Origin of the sequence: Miltoncostaea oceani, assembly GCF_018141545.1 — a bacterium.
Taxonomy (GTDB): Bacteria; Actinomycetota; Thermoleophilia; order Miltoncostaeales; family Miltoncostaeaceae; genus Miltoncostaea; species Miltoncostaea oceani.
In genome coordinates this window covers 3,061,538-3,088,208 of sequence record NZ_CP064356.1, presented here as the reverse complement: position 1 = coordinate 3,088,208, position 26,671 = coordinate 3,061,538, and the positions used below count along the sequence as shown (strand labels likewise).

General features: G+C 68.3%; 29 protein-coding genes, 3 tRNA genes and 1 pseudogene. 20 read left to right on the top strand and 13 right to left on the bottom strand.

Features of this window, described 5'->3' with window-relative positions:
- Nucleotides 1-29: 29 nt before the first annotated feature.
- The 3 genes from IU369_RS15755 to IU369_RS15745 all read left to right on the top strand — a co-directional run bounded on the left by IU369_RS15755 (nucleotide 30) and on the right by IU369_RS15745 (nucleotide 3,316).
- The gene (locus IU369_RS15755) at nucleotides 30-947 is read left to right on the top strand and encodes an IclR family transcriptional regulator (protein WP_217921932.1); all 918 of its coding nucleotides are present in this window, start codon (nucleotides 30-32) and stop codon (nucleotides 945-947) included.
- On the top strand, nucleotides 944-1,915 hold the full coding sequence (locus IU369_RS15750) for a glucosaminidase domain-containing protein (protein ID WP_217921931.1): 972 nt from the start codon (nucleotides 944-946) through the stop codon (nucleotides 1,913-1,915). The genes IU369_RS15755 and IU369_RS15750 overlap by 4 nt, the downstream gene beginning before the upstream one ends.
- 495 nt (nucleotides 1,916-2,410) lie before the next feature.
- Entirely contained in the window at nucleotides 2,411-3,316 is a 906-nt protein-coding gene (locus tag IU369_RS15745) for a tyrosine-type recombinase/integrase (RefSeq protein ID WP_217921930.1), read from the top strand.
- 235 nt (nucleotides 3,317-3,551) lie between these two features.
- Here IU369_RS15745 and IU369_RS15740 read toward each other — a convergent pair whose 3' ends face one another.
- From IU369_RS15740 to IU369_RS15700, 9 genes are all read right to left on the bottom strand, one after another.
- The gene (locus tag IU369_RS15740) at nucleotides 3,552-4,808 is read right to left on the bottom strand and encodes a hypothetical protein (protein ID WP_217921929.1); all 1,257 of its coding nucleotides are present in this window, start codon (nucleotides 4,806-4,808) and stop codon (nucleotides 3,552-3,554) included.
- On the bottom strand, nucleotides 4,809-5,717 hold the full coding sequence (locus tag IU369_RS15735; protein ID WP_217921928.1) for a nucleotidyltransferase domain-containing protein: 909 nt from the start codon (nucleotides 5,715-5,717) through the stop codon (nucleotides 4,809-4,811). It abuts the gene before it with no gap.
- Nucleotides 5,717-6,355, bottom strand: coding sequence for a Cap15 family cyclic dinucleotide receptor domain-containing protein (locus IU369_RS23865; protein WP_217921927.1), 639 nt, complete (start codon nucleotides 6,353-6,355; stop codon nucleotides 5,717-5,719). The genes IU369_RS15735 and IU369_RS23865 overlap by 1 nt, the downstream gene beginning before the upstream one ends.
- Before the next feature lie 255 nt (nucleotides 6,356-6,610).
- Complete coding sequence (locus IU369_RS15725; RefSeq protein WP_217921926.1) at nucleotides 6,611-7,213, bottom strand: cadmium resistance transporter; 603 nt, start codon at nucleotides 7,211-7,213, stop codon at nucleotides 6,611-6,613.
- Between the two features lie 40 nt (nucleotides 7,214-7,253).
- Nucleotides 7,254-7,658 carry an ArsR/SmtB family transcription factor gene (locus IU369_RS15720; RefSeq protein WP_217921925.1) on the bottom strand — a complete coding sequence of 135 codons (405 nt, stop codon included), beginning with the start codon at nucleotides 7,656-7,658 and terminating at the stop codon, nucleotides 7,254-7,256.
- 139 nt (nucleotides 7,659-7,797) lie between these two features.
- The gene (locus IU369_RS15715; RefSeq protein ID WP_217921924.1) at nucleotides 7,798-8,412 is read right to left on the bottom strand and encodes a pyroglutamyl-peptidase I; all 615 of its coding nucleotides are present in this window, start codon (nucleotides 8,410-8,412) and stop codon (nucleotides 7,798-7,800) included.
- A gap of 624 nt (nucleotides 8,413-9,036) precedes the next feature.
- Nucleotides 9,037-9,456: a hypothetical protein gene (locus IU369_RS15710; protein ID WP_217921923.1), complete on the bottom strand. Its 420-nt coding sequence runs from the start codon at nucleotides 9,454-9,456 to the stop codon at nucleotides 9,037-9,039.
- Between the two features lie 256 nt (nucleotides 9,457-9,712).
- Nucleotides 9,713-10,285 (bottom strand): cysteine peptidase family C39 domain-containing protein, encoded by a 573-nt coding sequence (locus IU369_RS15705; protein ID WP_217921922.1) that lies wholly within the window; start codon nucleotides 10,283-10,285, stop codon nucleotides 9,713-9,715.
- A gap of 71 nt (nucleotides 10,286-10,356) precedes the next feature.
- Complete coding sequence (locus IU369_RS15700) at nucleotides 10,357-11,409, bottom strand: hypothetical protein (protein WP_217921921.1); 1,053 nt, start codon at nucleotides 11,407-11,409, stop codon at nucleotides 10,357-10,359.
- 289 nt (nucleotides 11,410-11,698) lie between these two features.
- Here IU369_RS15700 and IU369_RS15695 point away from each other — a divergent pair, with 289 nt between their 5' ends.
- The 10 genes and pseudogenes from IU369_RS15695 to IU369_RS23860 all read left to right on the top strand — a co-directional run.
- Nucleotides 11,699-11,848: a hypothetical protein gene (locus IU369_RS15695; RefSeq protein WP_217921920.1), complete on the top strand. Its 150-nt coding sequence runs from the start codon at nucleotides 11,699-11,701 to the stop codon at nucleotides 11,846-11,848.
- Nucleotides 11,849-11,864: 16 nt separating this feature from the next.
- On the top strand, nucleotides 11,865-12,245 hold the full coding sequence (locus IU369_RS15690; RefSeq protein WP_217921919.1) for a hypothetical protein: 381 nt from the start codon (nucleotides 11,865-11,867) through the stop codon (nucleotides 12,243-12,245).
- On the top strand, nucleotides 12,236-12,499 hold the full coding sequence (locus tag IU369_RS15685; protein WP_217921918.1) for a hypothetical protein: 264 nt from the start codon (nucleotides 12,236-12,238) through the stop codon (nucleotides 12,497-12,499). The genes IU369_RS15690 and IU369_RS15685 overlap by 10 nt, the downstream gene beginning before the upstream one ends.
- Complete coding sequence (locus tag IU369_RS15680; RefSeq protein ID WP_217921917.1) at nucleotides 12,496-12,657, top strand: hypothetical protein; 162 nt, start codon at nucleotides 12,496-12,498, stop codon at nucleotides 12,655-12,657. The genes IU369_RS15685 and IU369_RS15680 overlap by 4 nt, the downstream gene beginning before the upstream one ends.
- A gap of 179 nt (nucleotides 12,658-12,836) precedes the next feature.
- Nucleotides 12,837-13,421 carry a winged helix-turn-helix domain-containing protein gene (locus IU369_RS15675; RefSeq protein ID WP_217921916.1) on the top strand — a complete coding sequence of 195 codons (585 nt, stop codon included), beginning with the start codon at nucleotides 12,837-12,839 and terminating at the stop codon, nucleotides 13,419-13,421.
- Between the two features lie 154 nt (nucleotides 13,422-13,575).
- Entirely contained in the window at nucleotides 13,576-15,831 is a 2,256-nt protein-coding gene (locus tag IU369_RS15670; RefSeq protein WP_217921915.1) for a type IV secretion system DNA-binding domain-containing protein, read from the top strand.
- Nucleotides 15,832-16,004: 173 nt separating this feature from the next.
- Nucleotides 16,005-16,757: a replication-relaxation family protein gene (locus IU369_RS15665; protein WP_217921914.1), complete on the top strand. Its 753-nt coding sequence runs from the start codon at nucleotides 16,005-16,007 to the stop codon at nucleotides 16,755-16,757.
- Nucleotides 16,758-16,874: 117 nt separating this feature from the next.
- The gene (locus IU369_RS15660; RefSeq protein ID WP_217921913.1) at nucleotides 16,875-17,315 is read left to right on the top strand and encodes a helix-turn-helix domain-containing protein; all 441 of its coding nucleotides are present in this window, start codon (nucleotides 16,875-16,877) and stop codon (nucleotides 17,313-17,315) included.
- A 19-nt stretch (nucleotides 17,316-17,334) separates the two neighbouring features.
- On the top strand, nucleotides 17,335-18,018 hold the full coding sequence (locus IU369_RS15655; RefSeq protein WP_217921912.1) for an ImmA/IrrE family metallo-endopeptidase: 684 nt from the start codon (nucleotides 17,335-17,337) through the stop codon (nucleotides 18,016-18,018).
- A 4-nt stretch (nucleotides 18,019-18,022) separates the two neighbouring features.
- Nucleotides 18,023-19,054 (top strand): annotated as a pseudogene (locus IU369_RS23860) (recombinase family protein); the annotation flags it as partial.
- Here IU369_RS23860 and IU369_RS15640 read toward each other — a convergent pair.
- A complete protein-coding gene (locus tag IU369_RS15640) occupies nucleotides 19,052-19,315 on the bottom strand; it encodes a hypothetical protein (RefSeq protein WP_217921911.1) in 264 nt (87 codons plus the stop codon). The pseudogene IU369_RS23860 and the gene IU369_RS15640 overlap by 3 nt on opposite strands.
- A gap of 466 nt (nucleotides 19,316-19,781) precedes the next feature.
- Nucleotides 19,782-19,873: transfer RNA gene (locus tag IU369_RS15635), tRNA-Ser, on the bottom strand.
- A 79-nt stretch (nucleotides 19,874-19,952) separates the two neighbouring features.
- On the opposite strand from IU369_RS15635, the gene IU369_RS15630 reads away from it, so the two are divergent.
- The 6 genes from IU369_RS15630 to IU369_RS15605 all read left to right on the top strand — a co-directional run bounded on the left by IU369_RS15630 (nucleotide 19,953) and on the right by IU369_RS15605 (nucleotide 24,512).
- Nucleotides 19,953-20,041: transfer RNA gene (locus IU369_RS15630), tRNA-Ser, on the top strand.
- Between the two features lie 104 nt (nucleotides 20,042-20,145).
- Nucleotides 20,146-20,217, top strand: a tRNA-Val gene (locus IU369_RS15625).
- A 140-nt stretch (nucleotides 20,218-20,357) separates the two neighbouring features.
- Nucleotides 20,358-20,705 carry an ArsR/SmtB family transcription factor gene (locus tag IU369_RS15620; protein WP_217921910.1) on the top strand — a complete coding sequence of 116 codons (348 nt, stop codon included), beginning with the start codon at nucleotides 20,358-20,360 and terminating at the stop codon, nucleotides 20,703-20,705.
- Nucleotides 20,702-20,950, top strand: a complete 249-nt coding sequence (locus IU369_RS15615) for a hypothetical protein (RefSeq protein ID WP_217921909.1) — start codon at nucleotides 20,702-20,704, stop codon at nucleotides 20,948-20,950. Before IU369_RS15620 ends, IU369_RS15615 begins: the two co-directional genes overlap by 4 nt.
- Nucleotides 20,947-23,061 carry an MMPL family transporter gene (locus IU369_RS15610; RefSeq protein WP_217921908.1) on the top strand — a complete coding sequence of 705 codons (2,115 nt, stop codon included), beginning with the start codon at nucleotides 20,947-20,949 and terminating at the stop codon, nucleotides 23,059-23,061. The genes IU369_RS15615 and IU369_RS15610 overlap by 4 nt, the downstream gene beginning before the upstream one ends.
- A 68-nt stretch (nucleotides 23,062-23,129) precedes the next feature.
- Nucleotides 23,130-24,512 carry an MBL fold metallo-hydrolase gene (locus tag IU369_RS15605; RefSeq protein ID WP_217921907.1) on the top strand — a complete coding sequence of 461 codons (1,383 nt, stop codon included), beginning with the start codon at nucleotides 23,130-23,132 and terminating at the stop codon, nucleotides 24,510-24,512.
- 15 nt (nucleotides 24,513-24,527) lie between these two features.
- On the opposite strand, the gene IU369_RS15600 is transcribed toward IU369_RS15605, so the two are convergent.
- A complete protein-coding gene (locus IU369_RS15600) occupies nucleotides 24,528-25,175 on the bottom strand; it encodes a GNAT family N-acetyltransferase (protein WP_217921906.1) in 648 nt (215 codons plus the stop codon).
- 197 nt (nucleotides 25,176-25,372) lie between these two features.
- On the opposite strand from IU369_RS15600, the gene IU369_RS15595 reads away from it, so the two are divergent.
- Nucleotides 25,373-26,314 carry a TerC family protein gene (locus IU369_RS15595; RefSeq protein ID WP_217921905.1) on the top strand — a complete coding sequence of 314 codons (942 nt, stop codon included), beginning with the start codon at nucleotides 25,373-25,375 and terminating at the stop codon, nucleotides 26,312-26,314.
- On the opposite strand, the gene IU369_RS15590 is transcribed toward IU369_RS15595, so the two are convergent.
- The gene (locus IU369_RS15590; RefSeq protein WP_217921904.1) at nucleotides 26,309-26,608 is read right to left on the bottom strand and encodes a helix-turn-helix transcriptional regulator; all 300 of its coding nucleotides are present in this window, start codon (nucleotides 26,606-26,608) and stop codon (nucleotides 26,309-26,311) included. The two genes, IU369_RS15595 and IU369_RS15590, sit on opposite strands and share 6 nt — an antisense overlap.
- Nucleotides 26,609-26,671: the final 63 nt, after the last annotated feature.

Here is a 26,671-nt window from a genome sequence, read left to right as displayed (position 1 = left end):
GATCCTCCCGGGTAGCGGGGGGCGGGCGCGTGGCTGAGCCTCGGTTCCCCCGGGCGAACCGCGTCCGTCAGCTCGAGCACGCCTTGTCGGTCCTCGACCTCTTCCGCCCCCCCGATCGAGGGGAGCTCACCCTCTCCGCGATCGCCGAGGAGCTCGGGCTCTCGGAGGAGTACGCCAACAAGCTCCTGCGTCACCTCGAGGCCGCGGGAGTCGTCGTCCGCGGTCCGGTGTCGGGTGGGTGGCGCCTCGGCATCCGCCTCGCGGAGCTCGGGGGCTACGCGATCGCCACCCTCCGGCCCTGGGATGAGTTCCGCCCCCCGCTCGCCGCGCTGCAGGAGGCGACGGGGCTCGGCGGGTTGATCGCCGTGCTCTCAGGCGGCCGGGCCGTCCACGTGGACGAGTTCCGAGGCCCGGAGCGGCCCCTCGGACGGGCGTTCCCCGCCCACGCCACCTCCCTCGGCAAAGCCATCCTCGCCGAACTCCCGGCGGACGACCGCGACGCGGCCCTCGGCGAGATCGTCCTCACTCCTTGGACCACACGCACGATCGTCACCAAAGAGGCTCTCATCGAGGATCTGACCGCGGCGAAGGAGCGCGGCTACGCCCTCGAGGACGCGGAGTTCCACGAGGCCCGCCGCTCGATCGGCGCCGCCGTCCGCGACCACACCGGCGCCGTCGTCGCCGCCGTCGGCGTCGGCACCACCCCCAGCCGCCTCCCCGACGCGGCACTCGACGACATCGCGGTGGCCGTCGTCGAAGCCGCCGCCGAGATCTCCCGCCGCCTCGGCGCCGGAACACTCCCCGCGCTACCCCCCTGGCGCCCCGTCGTCGAAGTCAAGTTCGTCATGGAGCCGCCGCTCGAGATCCGGCCCGCAGGCGCCACCGCAGATCCTGCGGCCAAGCCGACCCGCCGCCGGCCGCGGCCGAAGGGCTCCCGAGCCACGTGACCGCCGGTCACAGCCTCTCGCGGCCGATCGCCCTCGCCGGCGCGGGCCTCGCGGCGCTGGTCGCGTTGGCGGTCGGGCTGCCGGTGATCGCCCTCCTCGGTGTCGCGAGCCCGGGCGGCGCTCCCGGTGCCTCTCGTGCCGACGCTGGGTCACTCGATCGCTGGATGGCCAAGCAGGTACCCGACTCGCCCCTCATTGGGCTCGGCGTGGTCTTCGTCGGTGAGGGGGAGCGCAACGGCATTGACCCGCGGGCACTCGTCGCGATCGCGATGCACGAATCGGTGCTCGGCACGGCCGGATCGGGAGCCGGGATCCACAACGCCTTCGGCTGGGGTCCCGCGATCCCGTTCCCGAGCTGGGAGGCGAACATCGCCACCGTCGCCCGGGGCCTCGCCCGGGGGTACGTCGCTCGCGGCCGCGACACCCTCACCGCGATCCAGCCAGTCTGGGCGCCGCTTGGCGCCGCCAACGACCCGACGGGACTGAACTCGGCGTGGACCGACGCCGTCGGCCGCTACTACGCCGACCTCGGCGGCGACCCCAACGGCTCGATCGCATACGTCCCCGACGCCCCCACAGACGTCCAGGCGGCGCTCTGCCCGGCCGGCCCCTGGGGCGGGACGCAACGCCCTATCGAGGCGCTGGCCCGCATCGGCGGTCTGCCGATCACGAGCGTCAAGCGCGAACGGCAGACGACCGCGAGCGGCGGCGTCTCGGACCACTGGGTGGGGTGCTCGGAGTGCTTCGCCAACGACCTCGGCACGAGCGCCCCCGCCGGCGATGCCGCCGCGTCGCGGATCGCGGCGGCGACCGGCGGGCCGGGCTACACGGAGTGGGGCTCGACCGGAGGCGTCCTCAACGTCGAGCGCTGCGGCATCCGCTTCCAGGTCCTGTGGCGCACGTACGTCGGCGGCAACCACTGGGACCACATCCACATCGGCGCTCGGCGTGTCGGGTACGTGCCATGAGCTCGACACCCTCTCCACTGCGTTCCTCGGACGGACCGACCCCGCCACGCCTCGGCCTCTCGCTGGATGAAGCCGCCGCTGCAATCGGCGTCTCGCGCGACACATTCGACCGACACATTCGGCACGAGTTGCGCATCGTTCGGCGCGGTCGATGTCTCATCGTGCCCATCCGAGAACTTGAGCGCTGGTTGGAGAGAGAGGCCGCACGATGGGCGAGCTAAGCGAGACATCGAGGGCGGCCCGTTGCCTGCGGGAATAGAGGTGCGCCACCGGCGGGGCTGCGCCGCCCACGACGGTCGGCGGTGCGGATGCCAGCCGAGCTATCGCGCCGCGGTATGGAGCCCGCGCGACGGCCGCGAAATCCGCAGGACCTTCTCGAGCCTGGCCGCCGCGCGATCCTGGCGAGCGGAGGCGGTCACCGCCGTGCGCCGCGGGACGTTGACGGCAGAGCGGCAGCCCACTGTCCGCCAGGCGGCCGACAGCCTGCTCGATGGGATGGCCGACGGATCGGTCCGCAACCGCTCGGGAGACGTCTACAAGCCGAGTGTCCTGCGCGGCTACGGGGCTCACCTCGAGCGGCACGTTCTGCCGGCGCTCGGAGGTATGAAGCTCGACGCGGTCAGGCGCAGGGACGTTCAGGCTCTCTGCGATCGCCTCGTCGCGGATGGCGCGTCCCCGTCGACTGTCCGGAACGCGATCATGCCTCTGCGCGTGCTCTACAGGCGCGCCTTGCGGGCTGGTCAGGTGACTGTCTCGCCACTCGAGCACTTGGAGCTGCCAGCGGTGCGTGGGGTTCGGGACAGGGTCGCCTCTCCCTCTGAGGCGGCGCAGCTCCTGGCGGCTCTCCCTGTGGGCGACCGGGCCATCTGGGCGACCGCCCTCTATGCAGGCCTGCGGCTCGGCGAGTTGAAGGCGCTCCGGGTCTCGGACGTCGACCTTGACGCGGGTCGGATCAGCGTCGATCGGTCATGGGATGCCAGGGAAGGCGCGATCGAGCCGAAGAGCCGGAGCGGGCGCCGGCGAGTGCCCATCGCAGAAGAGCTGCGCGCCCACCTGGCCAAGCACCTTCTACGGTCGGGACGTCGCCGTGGACTCATCTTCGGACGCTCGGAAACGCGCCCGTTCGCCCATGTCAGCCTTCGGGAGCGTGCCCTCCGCGCCTGGGCCGTGGCTGAGCTGCAGCCGATTGGATTTCACGAGTGCCGCCACACCTTCGCCTCGATGTGCATTGCCGCGGGGGTCAACGCACGGGGCCTGATGGCGTACCTCGGCCACGCTTCGATCCAGATGACCTTCGACCGTTACGGCCACCTCATGCCCGGCAATGAGGACGAGGCGGCCGAGCTCCTAAACGACTACCTCCGCCGCTCGTGTCGTACCGGCGCGTCGGAGGAGAAGTGAACGCCCTGAGTCGTGGGGGAAAAATGGGGGAGTCCCACACCCCGTGGAGCGGTCGAGAGCGGTCCCAGGCGGAAGCAACGGCACTCGAGCCGTATCGCCAGATGTCAGTGGCGATACCGCATCTCAGTGAACAAGCGGGCCTAAAGGGATTGAAGTTGAACCCAAACCTTCGGTGTCCGGGAAGGGGTGCCAGCCGGCAGACGATGCCTGGGACTGGCGATGCCTCGGCTGAAGGTCAAAGCCAGTAAGCCTTCAGATCGGCTAGGTGGTCGGACGCACACCAATCTTGGTTCGCTGGGTGCCTCTGCCAGAACAGCCGTAGATCTCGCAAGGAGCCCGTCACTTCGCTCATTAGCTCGGCCTGCCGGTGTACGAAGCTCGCATTGGTGATGTTTCGACGTATGGCGTGGGCCGGCTTCGAACGAGCACTCCGAACGTGCCTTAGGGGCTTCAGGATCTCCGACCGGCTGTCCTTGGGGATGCCGGTCTTCTCCAGCAAGAGGTTCAACCTGGTGAGCGTCGCGTGGTCCATGCCCTTTGAGCTCTTGCGGGGAACGCCTGCTGCGTCGAACGCCTCGTGCCGCAGATTCTCCGACAACAGCTTGTCTAGCAGCTGCACGAAGTCGTCGTACTCTCTTTGGGACGGGCGCAGGACCCAGCCAAACTCCCGAGGCCGCTCCGTGCTCCGCACTAGGGGCGTGCCGAATGCCCTCTCGTGGAGTTCGTTCCACACCGTGAGCTCATATAGTAAGGCCTCGAACGGCCCCCGGCCGTCGGGCCACTCTCCCATCATCTGGCGCCACCACATCGGGTGCGCCTGCCAGCCGCCCCCGGTGAGCTCGTACGTAGCCCACCTTCGCTGATGCACCGCAGAGAGCTTGGCAAGGTCCCGGACGAACCCCGCGACGCTCCGTTCTATCGGCCCTTGTCGCCGAACCGGCTGAGCGTAAGCAAAGCCAAGGTAGTGCAAGAGCACCTTCTCGTGCTCCGGCGTCTCATCGCTCGTGTACGCGTCGTCGGAGATTGCCGTCTTCGCGCCGAAATCACTGAAGTCGAAGCGAAAGGTCGGATCGTTGCGATACGACTCCAATACGTCGATGCGGAAGAATGCAAGTTCTAGGCCGCCCGATCCGCTCGCGAGCCGTTGCTCAAATGGTTCGTCCCTGAGCGCTTCGACCTCGGGCCGTCCCCTCAGCGCTACGGCCGTTGGGTACAGGCACACTGCGGGGCCTGTTCCAGACATCGCTGAACGGACGCTCTCGAGTTGCTCGTCGGTACTTCTCCGACACGCCCACGGTCTCACATGTGGGTTCGGGAAATCGACTTCCGCGATAACTTCAATGAGCCCCTTACGTAGCAAGGTCCCTGCCGCGCGTGACCACGGGCTGTCCTCGCGATCGATGCGGAGGCCGTTGTAATCGCCAGACCCGTAGTAGTACGAGACTACGCGACTAAGGAATCGCGGCGCCGTCTTGCCGGCATCCTGTGGCATTTAGCCTAACCCGACGGCATCCCAGGCTTTGTCAGCCAGACGGTGCGCATCCTGTCTGCTCCAGTCCTTGGCCCCTCGGAACAAGTACCTAAGCTCGTGAACTTCATGCCAGTCGTTCCAGCCGCCGTCATCCCTCGTTTCCGACCAAATATATCCCACGACGCCTCGGAAATCCTCGAGATACGAATCGTCCCCGAAGGTGCCTGCTGGAACGTTATACACGAGGCACTCGATCAAGTATGAGGGCAGTTCACTGTCCAGCACGCCATCTGAGACGAGCTTAGTTTGAAGCTTCTTGAGGCATCGCACCATCCGCTTATATCGGCGCGCTGTGGCATCGGTCTTGAGTCGTCCGTTGGCGAGCTGTTGTGCGGGGAAGTTATTGATAAAGCCGCCCGACGACGGGTACACCCGTGAGCCAATGTGAACTATCGGGTCGCCGTTCTGGCGAAAGCCATCGTAGCGACGATATTCCCAGCTCGGTACGACGTCGGCGGGCAGCGTGGTCTTACGCTCACGGATTCGGAGGGCGATGCGGCCAGGCTCAACCGCAGAGGCCCCAAAGGCCGACTCCAGCGCTGCACGCACATCGGCCTTAAACTCAGCGCGTGAGTACGGATCGTCGGACGTGACTACGCCGACTTCGCTCTTGTCATGCCCAGCGAGGTCGAGGACGAGGTCCGAGTAAAAGTACCCGTAGTATTCCACGGCGATGTCTACGTCGTAGTTCAACCGAACATTCGTGTTGTTGGCGTAGGAGCCCTTTGCGTAGACCCGATAGGGACGGCCGCTGAGGGCATCAGAGGCCGCGAGGGCGTCACTTATCTCCCGCTCCGTCCGATCCCGCTTGTCGTCCTCGTGGTCGCTTGGGCGTTTGGCGGCGGTCCGGAGCCAGTCCTCCCAGTCCATCAGTGTGCTCCAATCTCAGACATGAGCGTCTCACCCTCCTCGAATGTGCTCACACGACGCCTGCTCAGAAGGACGGCGTCGTACGTGCCGCGAGTATCCCGAGCGGTCCAGTACTCACCTTCAAGACGCGTTGGTCTACCGTGCGCCACCTGGGCGATTGCGCTGCCCGCGTGAATGGTGCTGCCACGGTCGCGTGCGCTCATCGCGGGATGGTTGAGATATTGGTATTGCAGAAGCCACTGACCGTTGGGTTCCTCCGACAACTCAGATATGCGTGATTGTGACCGGCTTTCCGAAGTGAGGAGCGTCACCACGGTTGTCGAGAAGCTTTGGCGCACGACAAGCACTATGGGGTGGTCGGAGGAGGAAGGGGTGTCCTGTGCGTCTCGCCGGTAGGACGTCAGGGTGCCCCGCCATGTTCCCTCGAGGTAGGGGCGCTTTATGATCCACGCAAAGGGCCGGCGGCGCCACAAGTCGGCCTCGAAGAAGGCGAAGCTGACGGCGAGGACAGCCGGCAGGAACGAGATCGCTCTGGCGAGGCCTGACGGGACCGTCACTCCATAAACGAGCAGGCCTACTGAGTAGATGCCAACTGCGCAATAGGCAACGAGGCGCGTACGAGTCGTCAGGGGCGTCATCGGCGAGCCCACCGTGCTCCAATGCGGCGGATGGCGGCTTCCGAGTCGGATATCACGGCTACATGCTGACCGGGCGCTCGGACGTCGCGCTCTGATCCTTCTGAACCTGCATACATGCTGGCATTATACGCGTGATGCCGTCATGCTGAAAACGCCGCGCGTGCTCAACAGGTTATTACGACTGTAATTCACAGTCGCGCGGGTCGCGTCAGGTGGTCGAACGTCGAAAGGAGCAAGGCGTTTCCGCTTCCGTCGCTATATGCCGAAGGCGCCGCCCTCAAGGAGGATGACTAGGCCGAGGCCGATCAGGACGAGCGGGAAAAGGACGTGCTCCCAGCGCTCCAGTCTGGCCGCGATGGGTTTGCGGGTAGCGACGAAGCGGGCAGCCAGGACGAGCCCACCGACCAGCAGCAGGAAGACGCTGGAGTAGGCGATAATGCCGGCGGTGCCAACGGTTACGAAGACGGGCACGTAGACGCCGATGTTGTCGCCGCCGTTTGCGAAGGTGACTGCGGCGACAGTTGCCGCGCTGAGCGGCTTGCCGGCAGCGCGTGCGTCGTCGTCATCGTCGTCACCCTCGCCCCGCCAGACCTGCCAGCCGGCGTGCAGGCCGAGGGCCAACGGGATAAGTCCAAAGTACGGGATGACGCTTTCAGGCAAAAAGCTGCGGGCGCCCAGTGCCACAACCACCGAGGCGACCAGAATGGCGCCAAAGCCGAGATACTGGCCGACAACGATCTTAGCTGTCGTGTCGGAGCGACCGGCGCCACGGGCAAAGAACAACGATAAGACGATTATGTCGTCGATATTGGTCGCAATGAACAAGCCAATGGCTTGCAGGATGAAGGCCTCTAACACGCTGGCCTTCTCGCCGTCCCCATGAGCGTCTCCGGCGCGCTCACCGTGCGTCCCCGCGGCTCTGGGAACCGTACGTCGGGCACAGGTCAACCGCGTCGCCGGTGACGGCCAGGAGCTGTTCGGCGGCGGTCAGCACCGAGCGCAGGGCTGGCTCGGCGTCCGGACTGATCCTGAACAGCGAGGCGCGGCCTTGCGGACGCGAGGTCACTAGGCCGCAGTCGCGCAGGCAGGCCAGGTGGGCTGAAACCGTAGACTGAGCCAGGCCGAGGTGGGCCGTCAGGTCAACGACGCGGTGCTCACCGAGGAGCAAGTAGCGCACGATAGCCAGCCGAGTGGTATCCGAGAGGCTATTGAACAACGAGGCAGCCGGCGGTAGGCCTGAAGTCTCGTCGAGATCTACCCCGGGCTCCTCATGGCTGGCCGATCCTGTTTCATTCATCGTCATCTAACGATGATACCACACCGGGACGATGGGTCAGACCGAGGCGCTCGTCACCGCCGGCGCCACCTCGTCGAGGGCGACGCCGTCTCTTAACAGCGCGTCGGTGCGTTGAGGCCCCGGGACAGTCAGGGGAACGCGCGTGCTATGTAGCGGACGCGATACTGCCAGCAACCGAGGTGACTACCGCTTCCAGGCCGGCCGCCACTAGGTCGCCATGGAAAACGTGCGGCGTCCAGTCACCGATGTGGGCCATGACAACTGGGACGCCTAGCTCCTGGTACCGCCTAAGCGCCTTGTAGTACGTCGCGTTGCAGACGTACCGTCCGGGATCCGTAGAAAGCACAGCTGGGCAGCCCACCGACTCCGCGGCCGCTGCAAGCTGCACGACATCCGCGGACGTGCGAAGAGAGAAGGGGCCAGCCTCGTCAAGAGCGCCCACGACCGAGTGGCCATCTATATCAGGGATCGGCGCGGCCGCTTCGTTGAAGGCGACCTGCTCGAGCCTCATCCCGGTCGTGCCCGCCGCATAACCGACGATCACTATGGCTGTTACCTCGAGATCCGTTGCGACGAGCTCCTCAAACGCCCGCTGATAACTCGTGGGCAGCAGCAAGGCGGCGGTGCGATAGAAGCCCGCGTTACTAGATTGCAGTGTCTCCACGAGTGCGCCCGAGGGGTTGTTCGCGATCCCTGGAAACGGGCCGAAGCCCGTCACCAGTACCGTCGTTTCTATGCTGCGTTGTTTTCTCTCAGCCACTCTGTTGCCATCTCTGCCTTCAGCGGATTCAACGGTGGCGTACGACAATTAAGCGCGCGCTGGAAGAGAATCGTAGCTTCGAGCGTATTACCGCTCTTATCATAACACCGTGCCCAGCGATAGTATAGCCAGGCGTTATCGGGTGTCACGGCCGCAGCCGCCTCAAACTCCTTCAGCCCGAGAGACTCTTGGCCCAGAAGCCAGTGGCAGTAAGCAAGCGCGCTCAAAGCATAGGCTTTTCCGTGAGGCAGGGAGGCCTCTGCCACACCAACGTCGGCGCCGAACTCAGGAGGAGCGTTATCAGACAGGGCCTCGTGCAAGCCGTTGAGAGCGGTGGTGAGGCTGCCCCGTTCGGCAAGGACTTGTCCCTGGGCATTTAGAACAACCCGTCGTAGCGATCCGAAGTGTAGTGAAGTCGTGAGCGAAGCGTAAGCCGCGGTATAGTTACGCTGGTACCAAGCGACGGTACCTCTGATGCGCCACAGCTCCGACGCCTCCGGGAACGACTGGAGTCCGGCTGCCGTGAGGCTGCAGCGGGCACACAGCTGCGAGGGCGAGGGCGACAGCGCGAAGACTGACCCGGGGCGTTTGCTTTTCGGCTGACGCGGTCCCTTCCGACAATGCCTACCGCAGGATCTCGCGAACCGATCGTTCGAGGGTCAGCCGCCGCTCTTCTTGGGCGGCGACAACTTCACGAAGCTTCCGGAGGTCTGCTTCCAAGGCGTCGAGAATGGTCATGACGTCGCGGCTACCACCTGAAGTGCGGCGGGGAGACGTAGCGCCCGAACCTCGCGGCCGGCCTCGCCGCGCGCGCGTCGAGCCGCCGCCTTGCTGCCGAGCGACGCGGTAGTAGTTGGCGGACACGGCACCTTCGCGACGACCGGATTCCTGTGCGATCTGCTTGAAGGCGTCGGTCTTTCCCATGCCTGTGGCGACCAGGCGCTCGGTCTGCTCGAAGATCTCTCGTCCGACGCTCCCGCGGCCGGACGCGGCCATCTCGGGGACCTCGGGCGGCGATGCGTCGTTTGGTGCCTCGTTGGCCACGGCGTCTCCTCGAGTGCTGGCTGGTGTACGTGGCGATTTACGGCGCTGGATGGGTTGCTCCTGCCTTGCCACGAAGCGACGACGCAACGATTGGTGGGTAGGGCGCCCTGAGCCTTCCTTCATCGCCATCTACCGGGTTAGACTGCACGCGAAGAGCCGATCAACAGGCTAGGAGGCTGAACATGCTTCGAAACGCCAGGCTCGATCCAAGACCGCCGCATCCGGGAGGCGGCGGCGGCGGGGGCGGAAACTAAGTTCAACGGCTGATCAGAGTCGCGCTCGCGAGAGCCGGCTCTGGCCACGCCCAGGCCTTCGCGAAGCGCTCGTCGTCCAGCCATTGGTTCGCGACCGGCGGCAGCCCTGGGTCTTGTGTGCGAACTTCAGTCGATGAATACCCATCGACCACAACGAAGTGCCCGTACCAGCCCTCACGCTGTTGCAGCACTCGGACATTGATGGGACAGAGTGCCAGCGATTGCCCCTTAATCGCGCTCTTGATGTCGCTTACGGTGGGCACGCGAATCTCGTTCTGCACTCGAGGATGGTTCAAGAGATTGGCGACGACGTCCTGCTCTAGACGCACGTCGGTCCCCTCCAGGATGCGTGCGATTAGGTCATCGTCGTTGTCGAACATGGGTGCAATAGCTGCGCGCGCGTCACGAAGGAAAAGGGTGCGGTCGAAGTCTTCGATCCACTGTATGCGTAGCCCTAGATTGGCCATATAGAGCATGGCGCGGAACGACCAGGTGAGTCGCTCGGGCACGTAGCCCGTCTGTTTGTCGATCGTTTGTAGTGGCTCCGTACGCTCTTGGAGCGTCTCCACAATCATCCCCACCGCGCTCTGCAAACAGTGGTTGTCATCAGGCGTGTTGCTCCATAAGCGCCTAACGGGATTCGGCGCTACCACGCTATCATCACGCCGTGACCTTGGCTTATCCATTGCTCACAGCGTAACACGTAGCGCCCGTCCGGCGGAAGCGATGTGAAGCGTCCGTCGTGGCTGACCGAAGGAAGAAAGGGCACGACTGCAGGTCCGAAGGCGTTCGTGGTCAGTCCGCCGATATCGATAGTGAGGGATTCTAAGGTCATTCTACGATCCGACTGCCAATAGAAGTTCGGGATGGTCGTCGCACGCCGGGTGGTATGGGAGCATCTGAGCGAAAGGGGCCGAATATCGGTCGGCAGGTCGAAGCGCCCAATTACGACTCTGCCGGGGAGCAGGTCCCAATCCGGGACCGGGAGGTACCTCTTCGAGATCGGGTCTTCAAGAACCTGAGGATGGAGCGGGACGAGTCGCAGGGATTGGGCTGAGGCTCGGTAGTAGCCCAATGAGAAGCTGTCGAGCGCATCGCGGGCGCGCATGGTGAACTGCTCGTCGTCTCGAAGGCTCCACACTTCGTCGAGGGCGACGCCGTCTGCTAAAAGCGCGTCGGCGCGTTGAGGTCCCGCGACAATGGCCACTAGATACTCCGAAACGCCTTCGACGGTGAAGCGTGAGTCAACGGTAGCGATGAATTGACCGGCATCGCCGTCTCGGAGGGCGATCGCGACACTCACTCGGGTGAAGGGCGGCTTGCTATCGCGGGCCAGCTGCGTGGGGCCCACTAAGCTGGACGCTAACGTCAGAAGTGCGCTGTCGGCGTGGCGCTGCAGCGTTCGAAACTTGCCCTGCGAAGGGCCTGTATACCGGCGGAGACGGTCTAGCCAGAGAGAGTCTTCGCCATCCAGATTTAGTATCGCCGTGAGGAATACTTTGTCAGGAGACTCCTGAACGACGGCGGAAACGCGGCGCTGGAGCTCCTCGCACTGCGTCTGCTCGCTGGCGTCACTGCTGACACCGAGGCGGAGGCGCAGGTCCCTTGGGATGGCCGACCAAACGCGCCAGTCTTGGGCGCCATGACCGCGCCGAATCTGACGGAGGGCAGCCGCGAGGCGGAGTGAGTCGTCCGTCATGTCCTCAAGGCTGGCAAATGTGTCGCGCTCTTGGCAAATGTGGCCAGCACTCAGGAAGACCTGAGGTGCGGCGTTCTGCTGGCATCTGAGCAGACCACGAGCAGGAGGTCCGCAAGATGCCCGATCGCGAAAACCTCACGGAGATCGACTCTGGCCGCCCGGGAACAGACGAGTGGCGATGCCCGTGGTGTCTCGCTCGAAAGCGTGGCGGGCGCCCCATCTGGGTGCACTTCATGGCGTGCCCGGCTCTCGTCCCTGAAGTGGAAAAGTCCCCGTGATCCTCCTCATCGTGGTCCTCGTCCTCCTGGCCATCGCCGCCTTTCTCGCCGCAGTGGGCCGAGACGACCCGCCGGGCCCCTCGACCGGTCAGCGACTCAACAACTACACCTACAACGAGGCGGTCCGCGAGGCCCGCCTCCGCCGGCTCCAGCGCTGGTAACCGCGGTTCAGTCCAGATGATCGATTCCACGCCACTCGTTCCTTTCTTGGATCGGGCGGCTTTTTTGTTCCGAAGGGAGACCCCCATGTCCTCGCTCATCCCGTTCGGCTCGTCCACCGGCCTCTCGACTCGCGAACAGCGGCAGCTCGACCAGGAGATCGCCCGCACCCACGCTGGCGGCTCACTCATGGCCGCCCGCGGCGTGGCTCGCATCGAGGCCATCACCGAGATCACCGAGGAGGCCCTCTTCCGGGCATCGGAAGTCGCCTCGATCACCGGCCTCCTGGTCCAGCGCACGCCGCAGGCTGAGACGGCGCTGCACCACATCGCCTCGGCCGGTATCACCGCCATGGCCGACGTCGTCGTCCGCAGCGGACGGAGCTGCAAGTGTCGCTGACCCTCGTCCTCCAGGTCGCCGCCGGGCTGGTGCTCGGCGGCGCCTTCCTTTGGCTGTTCGTTCTCGTCGGCACCCGGCTGAGCGAGCGCCGACGCGACAGGGGCATCAGCACCCACCAGGCGCGGATGGAGATCAACGCCATCCGTCGCCGGACAGTGCGCCAGCTCTTCGACATCGCCAACGGCCGGGACGGATTCGTCCCTCCCCGGCGTTCCCGAGGGCGCTTCCTCGATGAGGGGGAGAAGGAGCCGTGAAGTCGCTCTACGCCCCCGTCGTGCAGCTCCTCGCCGGCATGGTGCTGGTGGCCCTGGCCATCCGGCTGGCGTGGGAGCTGCTGGCACCGGCGCTCCTGCCCGTGAGCGTCATCGCGTTGGTCCTGACGGTCCTGGTCGTCGCCTACCGACGCCGCTAGCCATGCCGTCTCTGGAGCGAGTGGCTGTTGTGGATTCCACATGCGGAAAAGGCTTGACCGTCGCGCGGAATCGACGCATAACGATGAGTAGGGGCATGACGCTCTTTGCGCCGAACCGGGCAGCGCCGGCGGACGGTGCGAGCGTCGCCCCTGCCTATGTAATGCGGAGGGATTCAGGGATGAAGCAGTTTGAGTTGGGGCAGGACGCCCCGGAAGGGTTGGCCCATGCGGCCGACCAGGTATTCGTGGAGCTGCAGCTGGTAACGCGCCGGCTGCGGCGGGTGGAGCGGCTGATCGGCGCGGTCTGCATGGAGGAGACCGGTCCACCGTGGTCGCTCATGCAGGGGCAATGTCTCGCTGCTCTCGAGGCGGTGAGTCTGGCCGCGGCCTCAGTGCCGGACGCCGCGCCGGAGCACGAGCGCCAGGACCGAGCTTTGGTGGTCCGCGATCTGCGGGTGGACAGGTCGGGTCACCGGGCCTGGTTCGGCGAGCAGGAGCTGGAGCTGGCGACCAAGGAGTTCAGCCTGCTGGGCGCCTTGGCGCTCGAACCGATGCGGGTGCACAGCAAGGCGGAGCTGCTCAGGAACGTCTGGGGGTATCGGTCTGCTCCACGGACCCGGACGGTTGACAGCCACGCCTCACGGCTCAGGCGCAAGCTGATGGAGGCCGGCGCCACCCCGCAGGAGTGGGTGGTCAACGAGTGGGGCGTCGGCTACGCCCTGCTACGACCGGGCGTTGGACCGGCTGGAGGCGGGCGTCAATGAGTAGACGGCAGATACGCCTGCGGCCGGTACGCCGGGAGCAGATCGACCTACGCCGGCTGGCGGCAGCCATCACCGCCATGGCCGCGGAGAACGCTCGCCAGCAGAAGACGGCGGAGACGCGTGACGGGTCTGCGGACACTCCTCGGAGGGCGGCGTGATCGCGCTGCTGGCGTTTGTGCTCTGCGCCGGGTTCATCACCGGCTTGGTGGTCCTGGCTCGGATCAATGACGCTAAGGCCTGGCGCCGAGAGCTGACCGTGTACCGGCTGCGGTTTCCGCGCGGGCTGAAGGCCGACCAAGTCGTGTCCTGGCTGGCGACTCTGCCGCCGCCCGGCCGCGGACCGTTGGGCCGGCCGCCGCTGGTGCTCGACATCATCGCGACCGATGGCGGTATCGAGCACCGGCTGGCGATCCCGGGGTCCAACGCCGAGGCGCTGGCCGCGCAACTCCAGGCCGCTCTGCCCGGTATCCGGCTGGAGGCCCTTAAGGATCAGGCCGTGTCGATCACCGTCCAGGCGGTCGAGCTGCGGGCGACTAGTCGAATCTTCCCGATGGCCGTCGATCGGGCTGACGCTGGAGCGACGGCGCTGCTGGCCAGCCTGCAACCGCTGGGAGCTGGCGAGCTGGTTCACGTCCAATGGCTGGTGCGAGCCGCCCCAGTACCGGCGGTGCCTCGCCGGAGTGCCACACCGAGGCTTTTGGCCGAAGTCCAGGCCCGCGACGGCGAAGACCTCCGGGGATTACGCCGTAAGCAGGGCGAACCGCTACTGCACGTCGTTGGGCGGATCGGCGTCAACGCGCCATCCGGTGCTCGACGCGTCCACCTACTCGGGCGAGTCCGGGCGGCACTGTCGGTCATGGATGCCCCCGGCATGCGCCTAACGGCCTCGTGGCTGCCGTCGGGTTTGGTTGTTGAACGGCTCCGGCGGCGGATGCTGCCGCTGCTCGGCTGGGGAGCGGTCATCAACGGGCGGGAGGCCGCCGGGCTGCTCGGTGTGCCTCTCGGCGATCTGGCGCTCCCGGGGCTGGAGGTCGGAGCGGCGCGGCAACTACCGGTCAGTCCCCGAACGCTCGACCGCGGCGCGCTGCTCGGCGTCAGCGACCACCCGGGAACGTTGGGCCGCGAGCTGCGGCTGGATACCGACGACCGGCTGCGTCATCTCCACCTCATCGGACCGACCGGTGCCGGCAAGTCCACGCTGATGGCTCGGATGGTCCTCGACGACCTTCAAGCCGGGCGCGGCCTGGTGGTCGTCGATCCCAAGCGGGACCTGGTGGAGGCGATTCTCGATCGGCTGCCAAGGCACCGGGCTCGCGACGTCATCGTCCTTGATCCGGTGGACACCGCACGACCGGTCGGGTTGAACGTGCTGGCCCGTGAAGGAGACCGCGAAGCCGAGCGCGAGTTGGTGGCTGAGAATCTGCTCGGCGTCTTCCAGAACCTCTGGAAGGACTCCTGGGGACCGCGCTCGGACGACATCCTGCGAGCCTCGCTGCTGACCCTGTGCTCGGCGCGGGCGGCCGACGGGTCGGCCTTCACGCTGGTCGAGTTGCCGGAGCTGCTGACCTCGACGCGCTTTCGGAAGTACGTCCTCGGGCAGGAGTCGATTCCGGAGCACGTCCGCGGTTTTTGGCAGTGGTTCGATGGCTCGAGCGCCTTCGAGCGCTCGCAGGCGCTGGCGCCGGTCCTCAACAAGGTTCGCGCCTTCACCATGCGGACGCCGGTCCGGCTGCTGCTCGGACAACCGGCCGGTATCGACTTGCAGCGGGTGCTCGACGACCAGGCGGTGGTGCTGGTGCCACTCTCGGCCGGCGAGCTGGGTAAGCCGGCGGCCGAGCTGCTCGGCTCGCTGATCGTGGCAGCCGTCTGGCAGACGATCCGCACGCGGACCGCCGTCCCGCCGGAAGAGCGACGGCCGGTCTTCATCTACCTCGACGAGTTCCAGGACGTGCTGCGCCTGCCGCTCGATCTGGCCGATCTGCTGGCTCAAGCCCGGGGCTTGGGCGCCGGGCTGACCTTGGCCCATCAGCACCTCGGGCAGCTACCGAAGGACGTCCGCTCGGCGGTCCTAGCCACGGCGAGGTCGCAGGCGGTCTTCCAGGTGTCGGCGGATGACGCACAAGTGTTGGCCCGGGGATTCAGTCCGGTCCTCGAAGCGGCCGACCTGATGGGGCTCGACGGCTTTCACTTCGCCCTCCGGCCGGTGTGGCGCAGCCAGGTCGTGCGGGCCGTTACCGGACGTAGCCTGCCGCTCGGAACCGTGCCCAACGGCGACAGCGATCGAACGATCAGCCGCGAGCGCTTCGGCGCCCCGCGCGCCGAGGTCGAGGCCGCCCTACGGGCTCGGCTGCAAGGCGGGCCAGCGCCCCAAGTACCGCTCGGACGCCGCAAGAAGGGTGGTCACCCGTGAGGTCCGGTCGCCGGTCCGGTCGAGTCGAGTCGGGACCGTCCAGCTTCCCGGGTCGAGCGCGATCTGAGCGCGGTAACGCCAACGACTACTCCCGCTACACCGCAAGCGGGAGCCGTCTCAGTCAGCGTCGGCTCCGGGAACTGGCGGACGAGCTCTCCGGGCGCGATCGGGCCGTGCTGGCGGCACTGCGCACGGTGCTGGTCTTGTCCGGCATCCAGGCCGAGCGACTGCTGTTCGACGAGATCGCCGAGTCGGCGCGCGCAAGGATCCGCCGCCGGGTGCTCGGGCGACTGATCGCGCTTGGTCTGGTCGAGACGCTGGAAAGGCGGGTCGGCGGTGTACGGGCCGGCTCCGGCGGATTGATCTACGCCCTCAGTGGGGGCGGCCACCGACTACTCGACCTGGACGATCCCCGGGAGAGTCCGCGTAGACGTTCGGCCTACACACCGGGGCCGCTCTTCCTGGCGCACGCTCTGGCGATCAGCGAGGTCTACGTCTCGCTGGTTGAGCTGGGGCGGGCTTCCGACCTGATCCGGCTAGCCCGGTTCGCCGTCGAAGCTGCGGCGCGCTTCGAGCCACCCGGTTCGGATGTGGTCCTGCGGCCGGATGGCCTGGCCGTGCTGGCGTCCCCCGACGTCGAGGACGTCTGGTGGCTGGAGATTGACCGCGGCACCGAAAGCCAGCCACGCCTTCAGGCGATGCTGCGCCGCTATCTGGCGTTTGCCGAGTCCGGGGTTCCGGGACCGGGCGGCGTCGTTCCGCGGGTGCTCATCAGCGTCACCAGTGAGGAGCGAGCGCGGGCGGTTCGGGGGCTCATTCGCCGCATGCCGCCCTTGGCGTCAGAGCTGTTCGTCGTCTGTCAGGAACCGGAGATCGCGGCGGTCCTGGCCGCCGAGCTGCTCGACGAAGTCCGCGAGCCACCGTAGTTCGGAAGATCGCCGCAAGAGGTCTCAGCGTTGTCGATTCCACACGACGAAGTGCTTGACCACGCAACTAATAGGCATGGGAAAATGGACGTACAACGTAAGGCGAGGAAGCAAAGTATGGCAGGAGCAGGACAAACGAAGCAGGGGAACGGCACCGATCCGGTGCGGCTGGAGGACGTTCTGCGAAGCGCCCGCGAGACCAGCGGGTTGTCGATCCGTCGCCTGGCCGAGCGCACCGGACTCCACCACGCCGGTCTGGCTCGCATCGAGCTGGGGGAGCAACGTCCCACCCCGGACACCCTGCTGGCGCTGGCTCAGGCCCTCGAGCTCGACGAAGCCGACCTTTTCGCCCTAGCCGGCTACCGGCTTCCAGACCGCCTGCCGTCTTTCCCGGCCTACCTACGGGCCAAGTATCGAATGCCCGACGAGGCGGCCACGCAACTCAACGAGTACTTCGGCTTTCTGAAGACCAAGTACGGGATCGAGAACAAGGGGGATCTCGATGCCGACTCGACCGACGTCCGCGACCAGCGGAAGAACCCCCCGATCAGTTCGTAACCTTGAAAGGAGGTCAATCATGACCACACAAGCCAACTCACCAACCGGACTCCTCGGCTCGCTTCGAGCCCTGATGCCGCCGCGCGCCCTGGAGCCGCATGAGGCTGCCGGCATTGCCGAGCGCCAAGCCCTGAAGCTGCTGGGGCTGCTCGATCAGCACCAGCCGGCCGTCAACGTGGCGGCCATCGCCGAGCTGCCGCGCATCGAGGTACGGGTCGAACCCAAGCTACCGATCTCCGGCTTCTCTCAGTGGAGCCGCGGCCGCTGGCTGATCGGCATCAACGAGGACGACGCACCGGTGCGGCGGCGCTTCACCCTGGCGCACGAGTTCAAGCACGTGCTCGACCACCCGTTCATTGATCGGGCCTACGTCGATCGCCGCGGGCGACCGTCCGAGGCGCGGGCGGAAGCGATCTGCGACTACTTCGCCGCCTGTCTGCTGATGCCGCGGCCTTGGGTCAAACAGGCCTGGGTTGGCGGGATTCAAGAGCAGCGGGCGCTGGCCCAGCTCTTCGGCGTCTCCGAAGCTGCCATGGCGCTGCGACTGCGCCAACTCGGCATTACGACCGAGCGCCGGCGCTGGACGGCCCTTGATCGACGGGAAGACCGCGGCGTTGGCCGCTACTTCCGCCGTGGGGTGCTGACGGCTCCGTCGAGCGCGGTTATGGTCGGCGGTCCGGTCCTCGCCGGGAGCCGGAGCTAGGAGGATGACCGGGGTGGACACCGAGGCGATCCAGACGAGCGAGCTGTCGAAGCGGGCGGTCATCTATCTGCGCGTCTCGACCTCGGCTCAGGCCGACAAGGATTACGGGACCGAGGGCTACTCCATCCCGGCCCAGCGCGAGGCCTGCAAGCGCGCGGCCGAAGGGCTCGGCGCCAAGGTGGTCGAGGAGTACCTCGACCGCGGCGAGAGCGCCCGCTCCGCCGACCGGCCAGCGCTGCTGGCCATGCTGGAGCGGATCAAAGACCGCGACATCGACTTCGTGATCGTCCACAAGGTCGATCGGCTGGCCCGTAATCGAGCCGACGACATCGAGATAGCCCTGGCCATCCGGGCCAGCGGCGCTCGACTCGTCTCTGCCAGCGAGAACATCGACCAGACACCCTCCGGCACGTTGCTGCACGGGATCATGGCCACGATCGCCGAGTTCTACTCACAGAACCTGGCGGCCGAGGTCAGGAAGGGGCTGCTCCAGAAGGTGCGGCTCGGCGGAACGCCGACCCGGGCACCGCTCGGCTACCTGAACGTCATCGAGCGGGTCGAGGGTCGGGACATTCGGACGGTGCGGATCGATGCACACCGGGCACCGCGCATCATCTGGATGTTCGACGCCTATGTCTCGGGCGACTACCTGATCCGGGAGCTGACCGAGGCTCTAACCGAGCGGGGGCTGACCACTCGACCGACGGCGAAGCGGCCAAAAGGCACGGCGGTGACGACCTCGATGGTCGAGCGGATGCTGGCCAACCCGTACTACGCCGGGGTGGTCGTCTTCGAGGGAGTCGAATACCCGGGCCGCCATGAGCCGCTGATCTCCAAGGAGCTGTTCGCGGAGGTGCAGGCGCTGAAGACCTCGCGTCGCCTATCCAAGGAAAAGCCCTACCAGCACCCCCACTATCTGAAAGGGACGGTGGCCTGCGGCCAGTGCGGCGAGCGACTGGGGGTCACCAAGACCACCAACCGGCACGGACAAAAATACGACTACTTCTACTGCCTGGGTCGTCAGAAGCACCGCTCAGGCTGCACGCAGACCTACGTGCCCATGGACGTGGTCGAGGACCGGGTGGCCGAGCTGTGGAAGTCGGTCGTCTTGCCGGCTGATGTGCGCGAGGCCCTCAGGCGAGCAGTACTCGATCTGGCCGAGCGCACCCAGAGCGAGCAGACGGCCGAGATCGGACGCCAGAGCGCCCGGCTGGCCCGTCTCGACGCCGAGCGGGAGAAGCTGCTGAAGGCTCACTACGCCGAGGCTGTCCCGCTCGACCTGCTGAAGCGAGAGCAAGCCAGGATCGGCAACGAGATGGCGGCGACGCAGGCGGCGCTGGGACGGCTGAACACCGAACTAGGGTCCGTCGAACGGGGCCTTGACCAAGCTCTGACGCTCGTGGCGGACTGCCACCGGCTCTACCAGGCAGCACCGCCGCACATTCGCCGGCAGCTCAACCAGGCCGTCTTCGAGAGGATCTTCGTCGAGGACGGAGACGTGCCGACCGGACAGCTGGCATCGCCCTTCGGGGAACTGCTGGAGCTGGCGGAGCGGACCGACGCAAAGGAGTGGGGCTCGGAGGAGCAGCTGAAGCGCTACCTGCGAACGGCTCCTGTGGAACGCACGAGCACCAGGGACGTCGAGGCCGCGATCAGGCGAATCCTGGCCGAGAACGAAGAAAGGGCCGTCCTTGCGGACGACCCCGGGAAAAGCGAAAACCCTGGCCCCTCTTTGCTGGGCCAGGGTTCGAACGTCGCACTTTTGGCGGAGGGGGGGGGATTTGAACCCCCGTCGGAGGAGAACCCCCGAAACGGTTTTCGAGACCGCCGCATTCGACCGCTCTGCCACCCCTCCGCGGCGGAGGCTACCAAGCGCGGGAGGCCCCGATCCCGGCCCGCGGCGCGCCGGGGCCGTGCGCTACGATCGCCGACCGGGAGAGGTGTCCGAGCGGCCGAAGGAGCGCGACTGGAAATCGCGTAGACGGGATCTCTCGTCTCGAGGGTTCAAATCCCTCCCTCTCCGCTGAGCGCCGCGGCGCCCCCTCACGGCCGTCCGCGCCGCGGGGGGCCGCCCGGCGCGGAGGTCCCCGGAGGGCCGGCCGGCCGGTGGTATCCTCCGCCGGCCCCGGGCAGTTAGCTCAGCGGGAGAGCACTCGCCTCACACGCGAGGGGTCACTGGTTCGATCCCAGTACTGCCCACTACGAGAGCCCCGCCGCCGCGGGGCTCTCGTCGTTCCGGGGGTCGGTCACGGCCGCGCCGCATCCGCGGGTGACGTCTTGCTTTCTCCTATAGACAACTCTACAGTTGTGGATGTTGAACGTTGTCGATCGGAGGAACCGTGGCGCTCGTCTCACCCATCCCCGAGCCCCTCGTCGAGCTGATCGCCGAGCGCTTCCGCGTGCTGGGCGAGCCGATGCGGATCCGCATCCTCGACCGCCTGCGCGCCGGCGAGGCCGGCATCGGCGAGCTCGCCGACGACCTCGGCGCCAGCCAGCAGAACGTCTCCAAGCACGTCGGCGTGCTCGTGCGGGCCGGCATCGTCGGGCGCGAGAAGCAGGGGACCGCCGTACGGCTGCGGATCGCCGACGACTCCGTCTTCGCCCTCTGCGAGCTCGTGTGCGGCGGCATCGGCCGCGACCTCGAGCGCCTGCAGTCCATCCTCGAGTCATCGGAGGTGACGTCGTGAGCGACCCCGTCGCCCGCGCACCCCGACCCGCCGGGCGCCGCCGCTGGCCCCTCGAGCGGGTCCTCTTCGCCCTCGCCGGCACCATGACCCTCGCCAGCGTCGCGCTCGCCGTGCTCGTCAGCCCCTGGTTCCTGCTGCTCACGGCGTTCGTCGGCGTCAACCAGCTCCTCTACGTCACCGTCGGCGACTGCCCCGCGTCGATCGTCCTGCGCCGCGCCTGCGGCGTCACGGCGGCCCCCCGATGAGCGCCGCGCAGGTCGGCCCCATCGGGCGACTCGGGCGCTGGTCCGCCACCCACGGGCGGATCGTCGCCGTCGTCTGGATCGTGCTCGTCGTCGGCCTCGGCGCGCTCGCGCCGCGGGTCGAGACCGCGCTGTCGGGCGCGGGATGGGAGGACTCCGGCTCCGAGTCCGTCCAGGTGCGCGAGACGGTGCAGGGCGCCTTCGGCGGCACCGCCAGCAGCGCCCTCCAGGTCGTCGTCGCATCCGACACCCTCACCGCCGCCGACCCCGCCTTCCAGGGAACCGTCGCCGACGTCCGGCGCATCCTCGAGGGCGACCCCGCCGTCTCGACGGTGGTCCCCCCGAGCGCCGCCGCCGGCACCCTCAGCGCCGACGGGCGCACCGCCATCGTCATCGGCGGCGCCGCCGACGACCCGACCGGCATGGTGCGCGCCGCCGACGACCTGAAGGGCGCGCTCGCCGACGCCGCCGCGCCCGGCACCACCGTCAGCCTGACTGGCGCCTCCGGGATGTGGTCCGACTTCAACCAGGCCAACAAGGACGCGATGCTGACGTCCGAGCTGATCTCCTGGCCGGTGACGCTGGCGATCCTCGTCCTCGCCTTCGGCGCCCTCGTCGCCGCGGGGCTGCCGCTGCTGCTGACGATCCTCAGCCTCGCCGCCTCCGCGGGGTCGCTCGTGGTGATGGCCCAGCTCTTCGACGTCTCGATCTGGGCGATGAACTTCGCCCTCATGTTCGCGCTCGCCCTCGGCATCGACTACGCGCTGTTCATCGTCGTCCGGTTCCGGGCGGCGCTGTTCGGGTCGAAGCTGTCGCGGGTCGAGGCCACCGCCGTCACCATGGACACCGCCGGCAAGGCCGTCGTGTTCTCCGGCGTCACCGTCCTCATCGCCCTCTCGGCGGTGATGCTCGTCCCGAGCCCGGCGTTCCGCTCGATGGCGCTCGGGATCATGCTCTCCGTCGTCTTCGTCCTCGGCGCGACCCTCACGTTGCTGCCCGCCGTCCTGGCGCGGCTCGGCGAGCGGATCGACCGCTTCGCGCTCCCCTGGGCCCACCAGGGGGAGCACCGGTCCGCCCGGTTCGCCCGCTGGGGCGAGCGCCTCTGGTCGAAGCCCGCCCTCTACGGCCTGCCCGCCCTGATCGTGCTGCTCGTCCTCGCCGCACCCGTGCTCGGCCTGCGGACCGGCATGCCCTCCATCGCGGTGGTCCCGGCCGACGACGGCTCGCGCGTCGGGTACGGCCAGGTCGTCGAGGGCTTCGGCCCCGGGGCGCCCGGCCAGCTGCAGATCGTCGGCCCCGCCGCGGACATGGCCGAGGCGCAGCGGATCGCCGCGGCCGACCCCGGCATCGCCCAGGCCGCCCCTCCCGCGCCGGGCGCCGACGGGCTCGCGCTCGTCGCCGCCGTCCCCGCGGTGGACCCCTCCGACCCGGCGCTCGGCGACACCGTCGACCGCCTCCGTGACGCGCTCCCCGCCGGGGTGCTCGTCGGCGGGGCCGCCGCCGAGAACCACGACCTCGAGGCGGCGCTCGCGCGCTACACGCCGATCGTCATCGCGGTGGTCATGGCGCTCGGCTTCCTGCTCCTGCTGTTCGCGTTCCAGGCGCCCGTGATCGCCGCGATCGGCGTCCTCACGAGCCTGCTGTCGACGGCCGCGGCATTCGGGGTCGCGCGGCTCGTCTTCCAGGAGGGCTGGCTCGCCGGCGCCCTCGGCTTCGAGTCGCAGGGCTTCCTCGACGCGTGGGGCCCGGTGTTCTTCTTCGCGATGATCTTCGCGATCTCGATGGACTACACCGTGTTCCTGCTCTCCTCGGCGAAGGAGCACTGGGACCACTCCGGCGACGCCCGGGAGGCCGCGATCGGGGGGATCGCCCACTCGGGACGGGTGATCCTCGCCGCCGGCGGGGTGATGGTCGCCGTGTTCTTCACGTTCGCGCTCTCGGGGCCCCTGCCCCCGAAGGAGATGGGGATCATCCTCGGCGTCGCCGTCCTCCTCGACGCGCTCCTCGTCCGGCTGCTGCTGATGCCGGTCGCGATGCGGCTCGTCGGCCCGCTCGCGTGGTGGCGGCCCCGGTGGATCGCGCGCACGCTCCCCGAGGTCCGCTTCGGGCACTGACGGGGCTTCCCCCGACCCCGCCCGGTGCGAGAGGATCGCCCGGGCGGGGCGCCACGCAGAGGAGCGGGATGGTCTTCCGGCAGTTCGTCCACGACGACCTGGGTTGTGCCTCGTACCTCGTGGGCGACGAGCGGGCGGGCGTCGCCGCCGTCGTCGACCCGGCCCTCGAGATCGACGAGTACGTGCGGATCGCGCGCTACCTCGGCGTCCGCATCGACCACGTCCTCGAGACCCACACCCACGCCGACCACGTCTCCGGGCACGGGCGGCTGCAGGAGGCGACGGGGGCGGTCATCCACGTGCACCGCGCCGCCGGCGCCGAGTACGACCACGAGCCCTTCGACGACGGCTGGGAGCTGGAGCTCGGCGACGTCCGCGTGCGGGCGCTGCACACCCCCGGCCACCGGCCGGAGCACACCGCGTTCGCCCTCGTCGACGCGTCCCGCGGACCCGAGCCGTGGGCGGTCCTCACCGGGGACTCGCTCTTCGTCGGCGACGTCGCGCGACCCGACCTGGCGGTCGAGGCCGAGGACGGCGCCCGCGACCTGTTCCGCAGCCTCACCGACGGCCTGCTGCGGATGGCCCCCGAGACCGAGGTCTGGCCCGGCCACCTCGGCGGCTCCATGTGCGGCGGCCCCGGGATGAGCATGAAGATCAGCTCCACCATCGGCTACGAGCGGGCGCATAACCCCCTGCTGGCCGTCGACGACGAGGACGAGTTCGTGCGGCGCTCGCTCGCCGCGCTCGGCCCGCAGCCGCCCAACGTGGCGACGGTGGTGGCCCTCAACCGCGGACCCCTCGGCGCCCACGCCGTCACGGCCCGCCCCCTGACGTCCCGGCAGGTGGAGCGCCGCCGCGCGATGGGGGCGCTGCTCGTCGACGTCCGCGCCGACCTCCCGTTCGACGAGGCCCACGTCCCCGGGGCCGTCTCCGTCACGTCCATCCGCGCCGGGTTCGGGACGCGGCTCGGGTGGCTCGCCGACATGGGGGACGGCATCGTGCTCATCGGCCGCGACGACGCCGACGGCCGCGCCGCCGCCCGCCTCTGCGCCGCCGTCGGGATCGGCGACATCGCGGGGTACCTCGCCGGCGGCATGACGAGCTGGCGCGAGGAGGGGCGGCCCGTCGCCCGCATCCCGCGCCTCCCGGTCGGGGAGCTCGCGGCCCGGGTCGCGGCCGACCCCGCCCTGCAGCTCCTCGACGTGCGCGAGGGGTCCGAGTGGCGGACGCTGCGGATCCCCGGGGCCGTCCACCGCCCCTACCACCACCTGCGGGAGGTGCCGGAGGGCATCGACCCCGCGGCGCCCGTCGCGGTGGTCTGCGCGTCGGGGCAGCGCGCCGGCATCGCCGCGAGCCTGCTGGCCCGCCTCGGCGTCGCGGGGGTCGAGCACGTCACCGGCGGCGGCGTCGGCGACTGGGAGCGCGCCGGGCACCCCGTCGAGCGCGGCTGAGCACCCCCGGGGCCGTCAGCGCACGGAGGCCAGCGCCCTCGCCACCAGCGGATCCGTCGCGTCCCGGTCGTACGCCGTCAGGTAGAGGTCCGCGACCAGCCGGCGCGCCCCGTCGGCGGGCAGCGCCGCCCGGCCGCCCGGCGCCGCCATCAGCAGCATCGGGATCGGCGGCCGTCCCGGGCCGGACGCGTCGGGGACGGCGAACGCGGGGACGCGCAGCAGCCGCGCCCCGAGGCGGGTGTAGAACCGCTGCCGCCGCAGCCGGACGACCCGCTCCGCCGGGTCGAGGCCCGCCGCGTACGGGTTCTCGATCTCCAGCAGGACGGCGCCGCCGTCCTCGCCGACGCGCCCCAGCACCACGGCCCAGATCGCCGCGCCGATGCCGCCGCCGCGGCGGGCCCGCGACACCGCGATGTACTCCAGGTGGCTCCATCCGGGGGTGGCGAGGGGGCGCGACGCGACGATCCCGACGACCTCCCCGTCGTCGCCACCGACCACGTCGACCCGCGCCGCGCCGGACGCGTCGCGCGCCACGAGGTCGGCGAAGGGGACCCGCTCCGCCGGCGGGAAGGCGTCGAGGTAGATCTCCTCCGCGGCCCGCCGCGCGTCCACCGGCAGGTCGCCGACCCGCCGTACCCGCCACCGCCCGCCGTCGGCTCCCATGGCGCGAGTGTGGCAGGCCGCGCTGCCCCTTGAGGCGCTATGAGTTTCATGTTATGAATGGCGCATCAGCGAGAGGGGAGTAGCCCCGAGCGCGACGTCGACAGCGCGGCCCCCGTGGCCCGGCGTCGCGGGGCCGGCACGTGTCCGGCGCGGGCGAGACCTCTGGCGGACACACGACGTCCAGCCGGAGGTGCTCCATGGCGGTTCCCTGGTGGGCCTGGGTCGCGGTCATCGCGTTCACCCTGGCGCTGCTCGCGCTCGACCTCTTCGTCCTGCACCGCGAGGCCCACGAGGTCTCCCTGCGCGAGGCCGCATGGATGAGCGCGTTCTACGCCGCCATCGGCCTCGGCTTCGGTGCGCTGATCTGGGTGTGGCGCGGCCCGGAGTCCGGTGGCGAGTACCTCGCCGGCTACCTGATCGAGAAGAGCCTCTCGATCGACAACATCTTCGTCTTCGCCCTGATCTTCAGCTACTTCGCGATCCCGGCGGAGTACCAGCACCGGGTGCTCTTCTGGGGCGTCATCGGGGCGATCGCGTTCCGTGCCCTCTTCATCGCGCTCGGCGCGGTGCTGCTCGACAACGTCGACTGGATCGTCTACGTCTTCGGCGCGTTCCTCGTCTACACCGGCGTCAAGATGGCCCGTGGGCACAGCGTCGAGGTCCACCCCGACCGCAACCCGGTGATCCGGCTGATGCGCCGCGTCATCCCCGTCAGCGACGAGCTGCGCGGCCCACGGTTCCTGGTGCGCGACGCGGGCCGGTGGGTGGCGACGCCCCTGCTCGCCGCCCTCGTGGCGGTGGAGACGATGGATGTCGTGTTCGCCATCGACTCGGTGCCGGCGATCTTCGCCATCACGGACGACGTCTTCATCGTCTTCACGGCGAACGTGTTCGCGATCCTCGGGCTGCGGGCCATGTACTTCCTGCTGGCCGGCACCATCCCCCGCTTCGCCTACCTGCAGACCGGCCTGGCGCTGGTCCTGGTGTTCGTCGGCGCCAAGATGTTCCTCACCGACGTCGGGAAGCTGCCGGTCTGGATCTCGCTGGGGGTGATCGCCGCGATCATCGGCACGAGCGTCGCCGCGTCGCTGCTCCACGCCCGGCGCACCCCGCCGCCCGCCGGGCGCACGGGGTCATGAGGGGCGGCCGGGGGGCGGTCCGCCGTCGGCGAGCAGGTCCAGCAGGCTGCCGATGCGGCTGCCCCCCTCGAGGCGGTGGCGGAGCGGCAGCCGCTCGTGGAGCGTGTACCGGTTGCGGCGTCCCTCGCGGGCCCGCGTCAGGTAGCCGTCCGCCTCGAGCTCGGCGACGATCCTCTGCGCGGCGCGCTCGGTGATCCCGATGGCGTCGGCCACGTCGCGGATGCGCGCCGACGGGTCCCGGCGCAGGCACACCATCACGTGGGCGTGATTCGTCAGGAACGTCCAGTCGGCCATTCCGCGAGGCTATCCATCGACCGCACCGTGGTTCAAGTCACCGTTGACGCAACAGTTCTTACA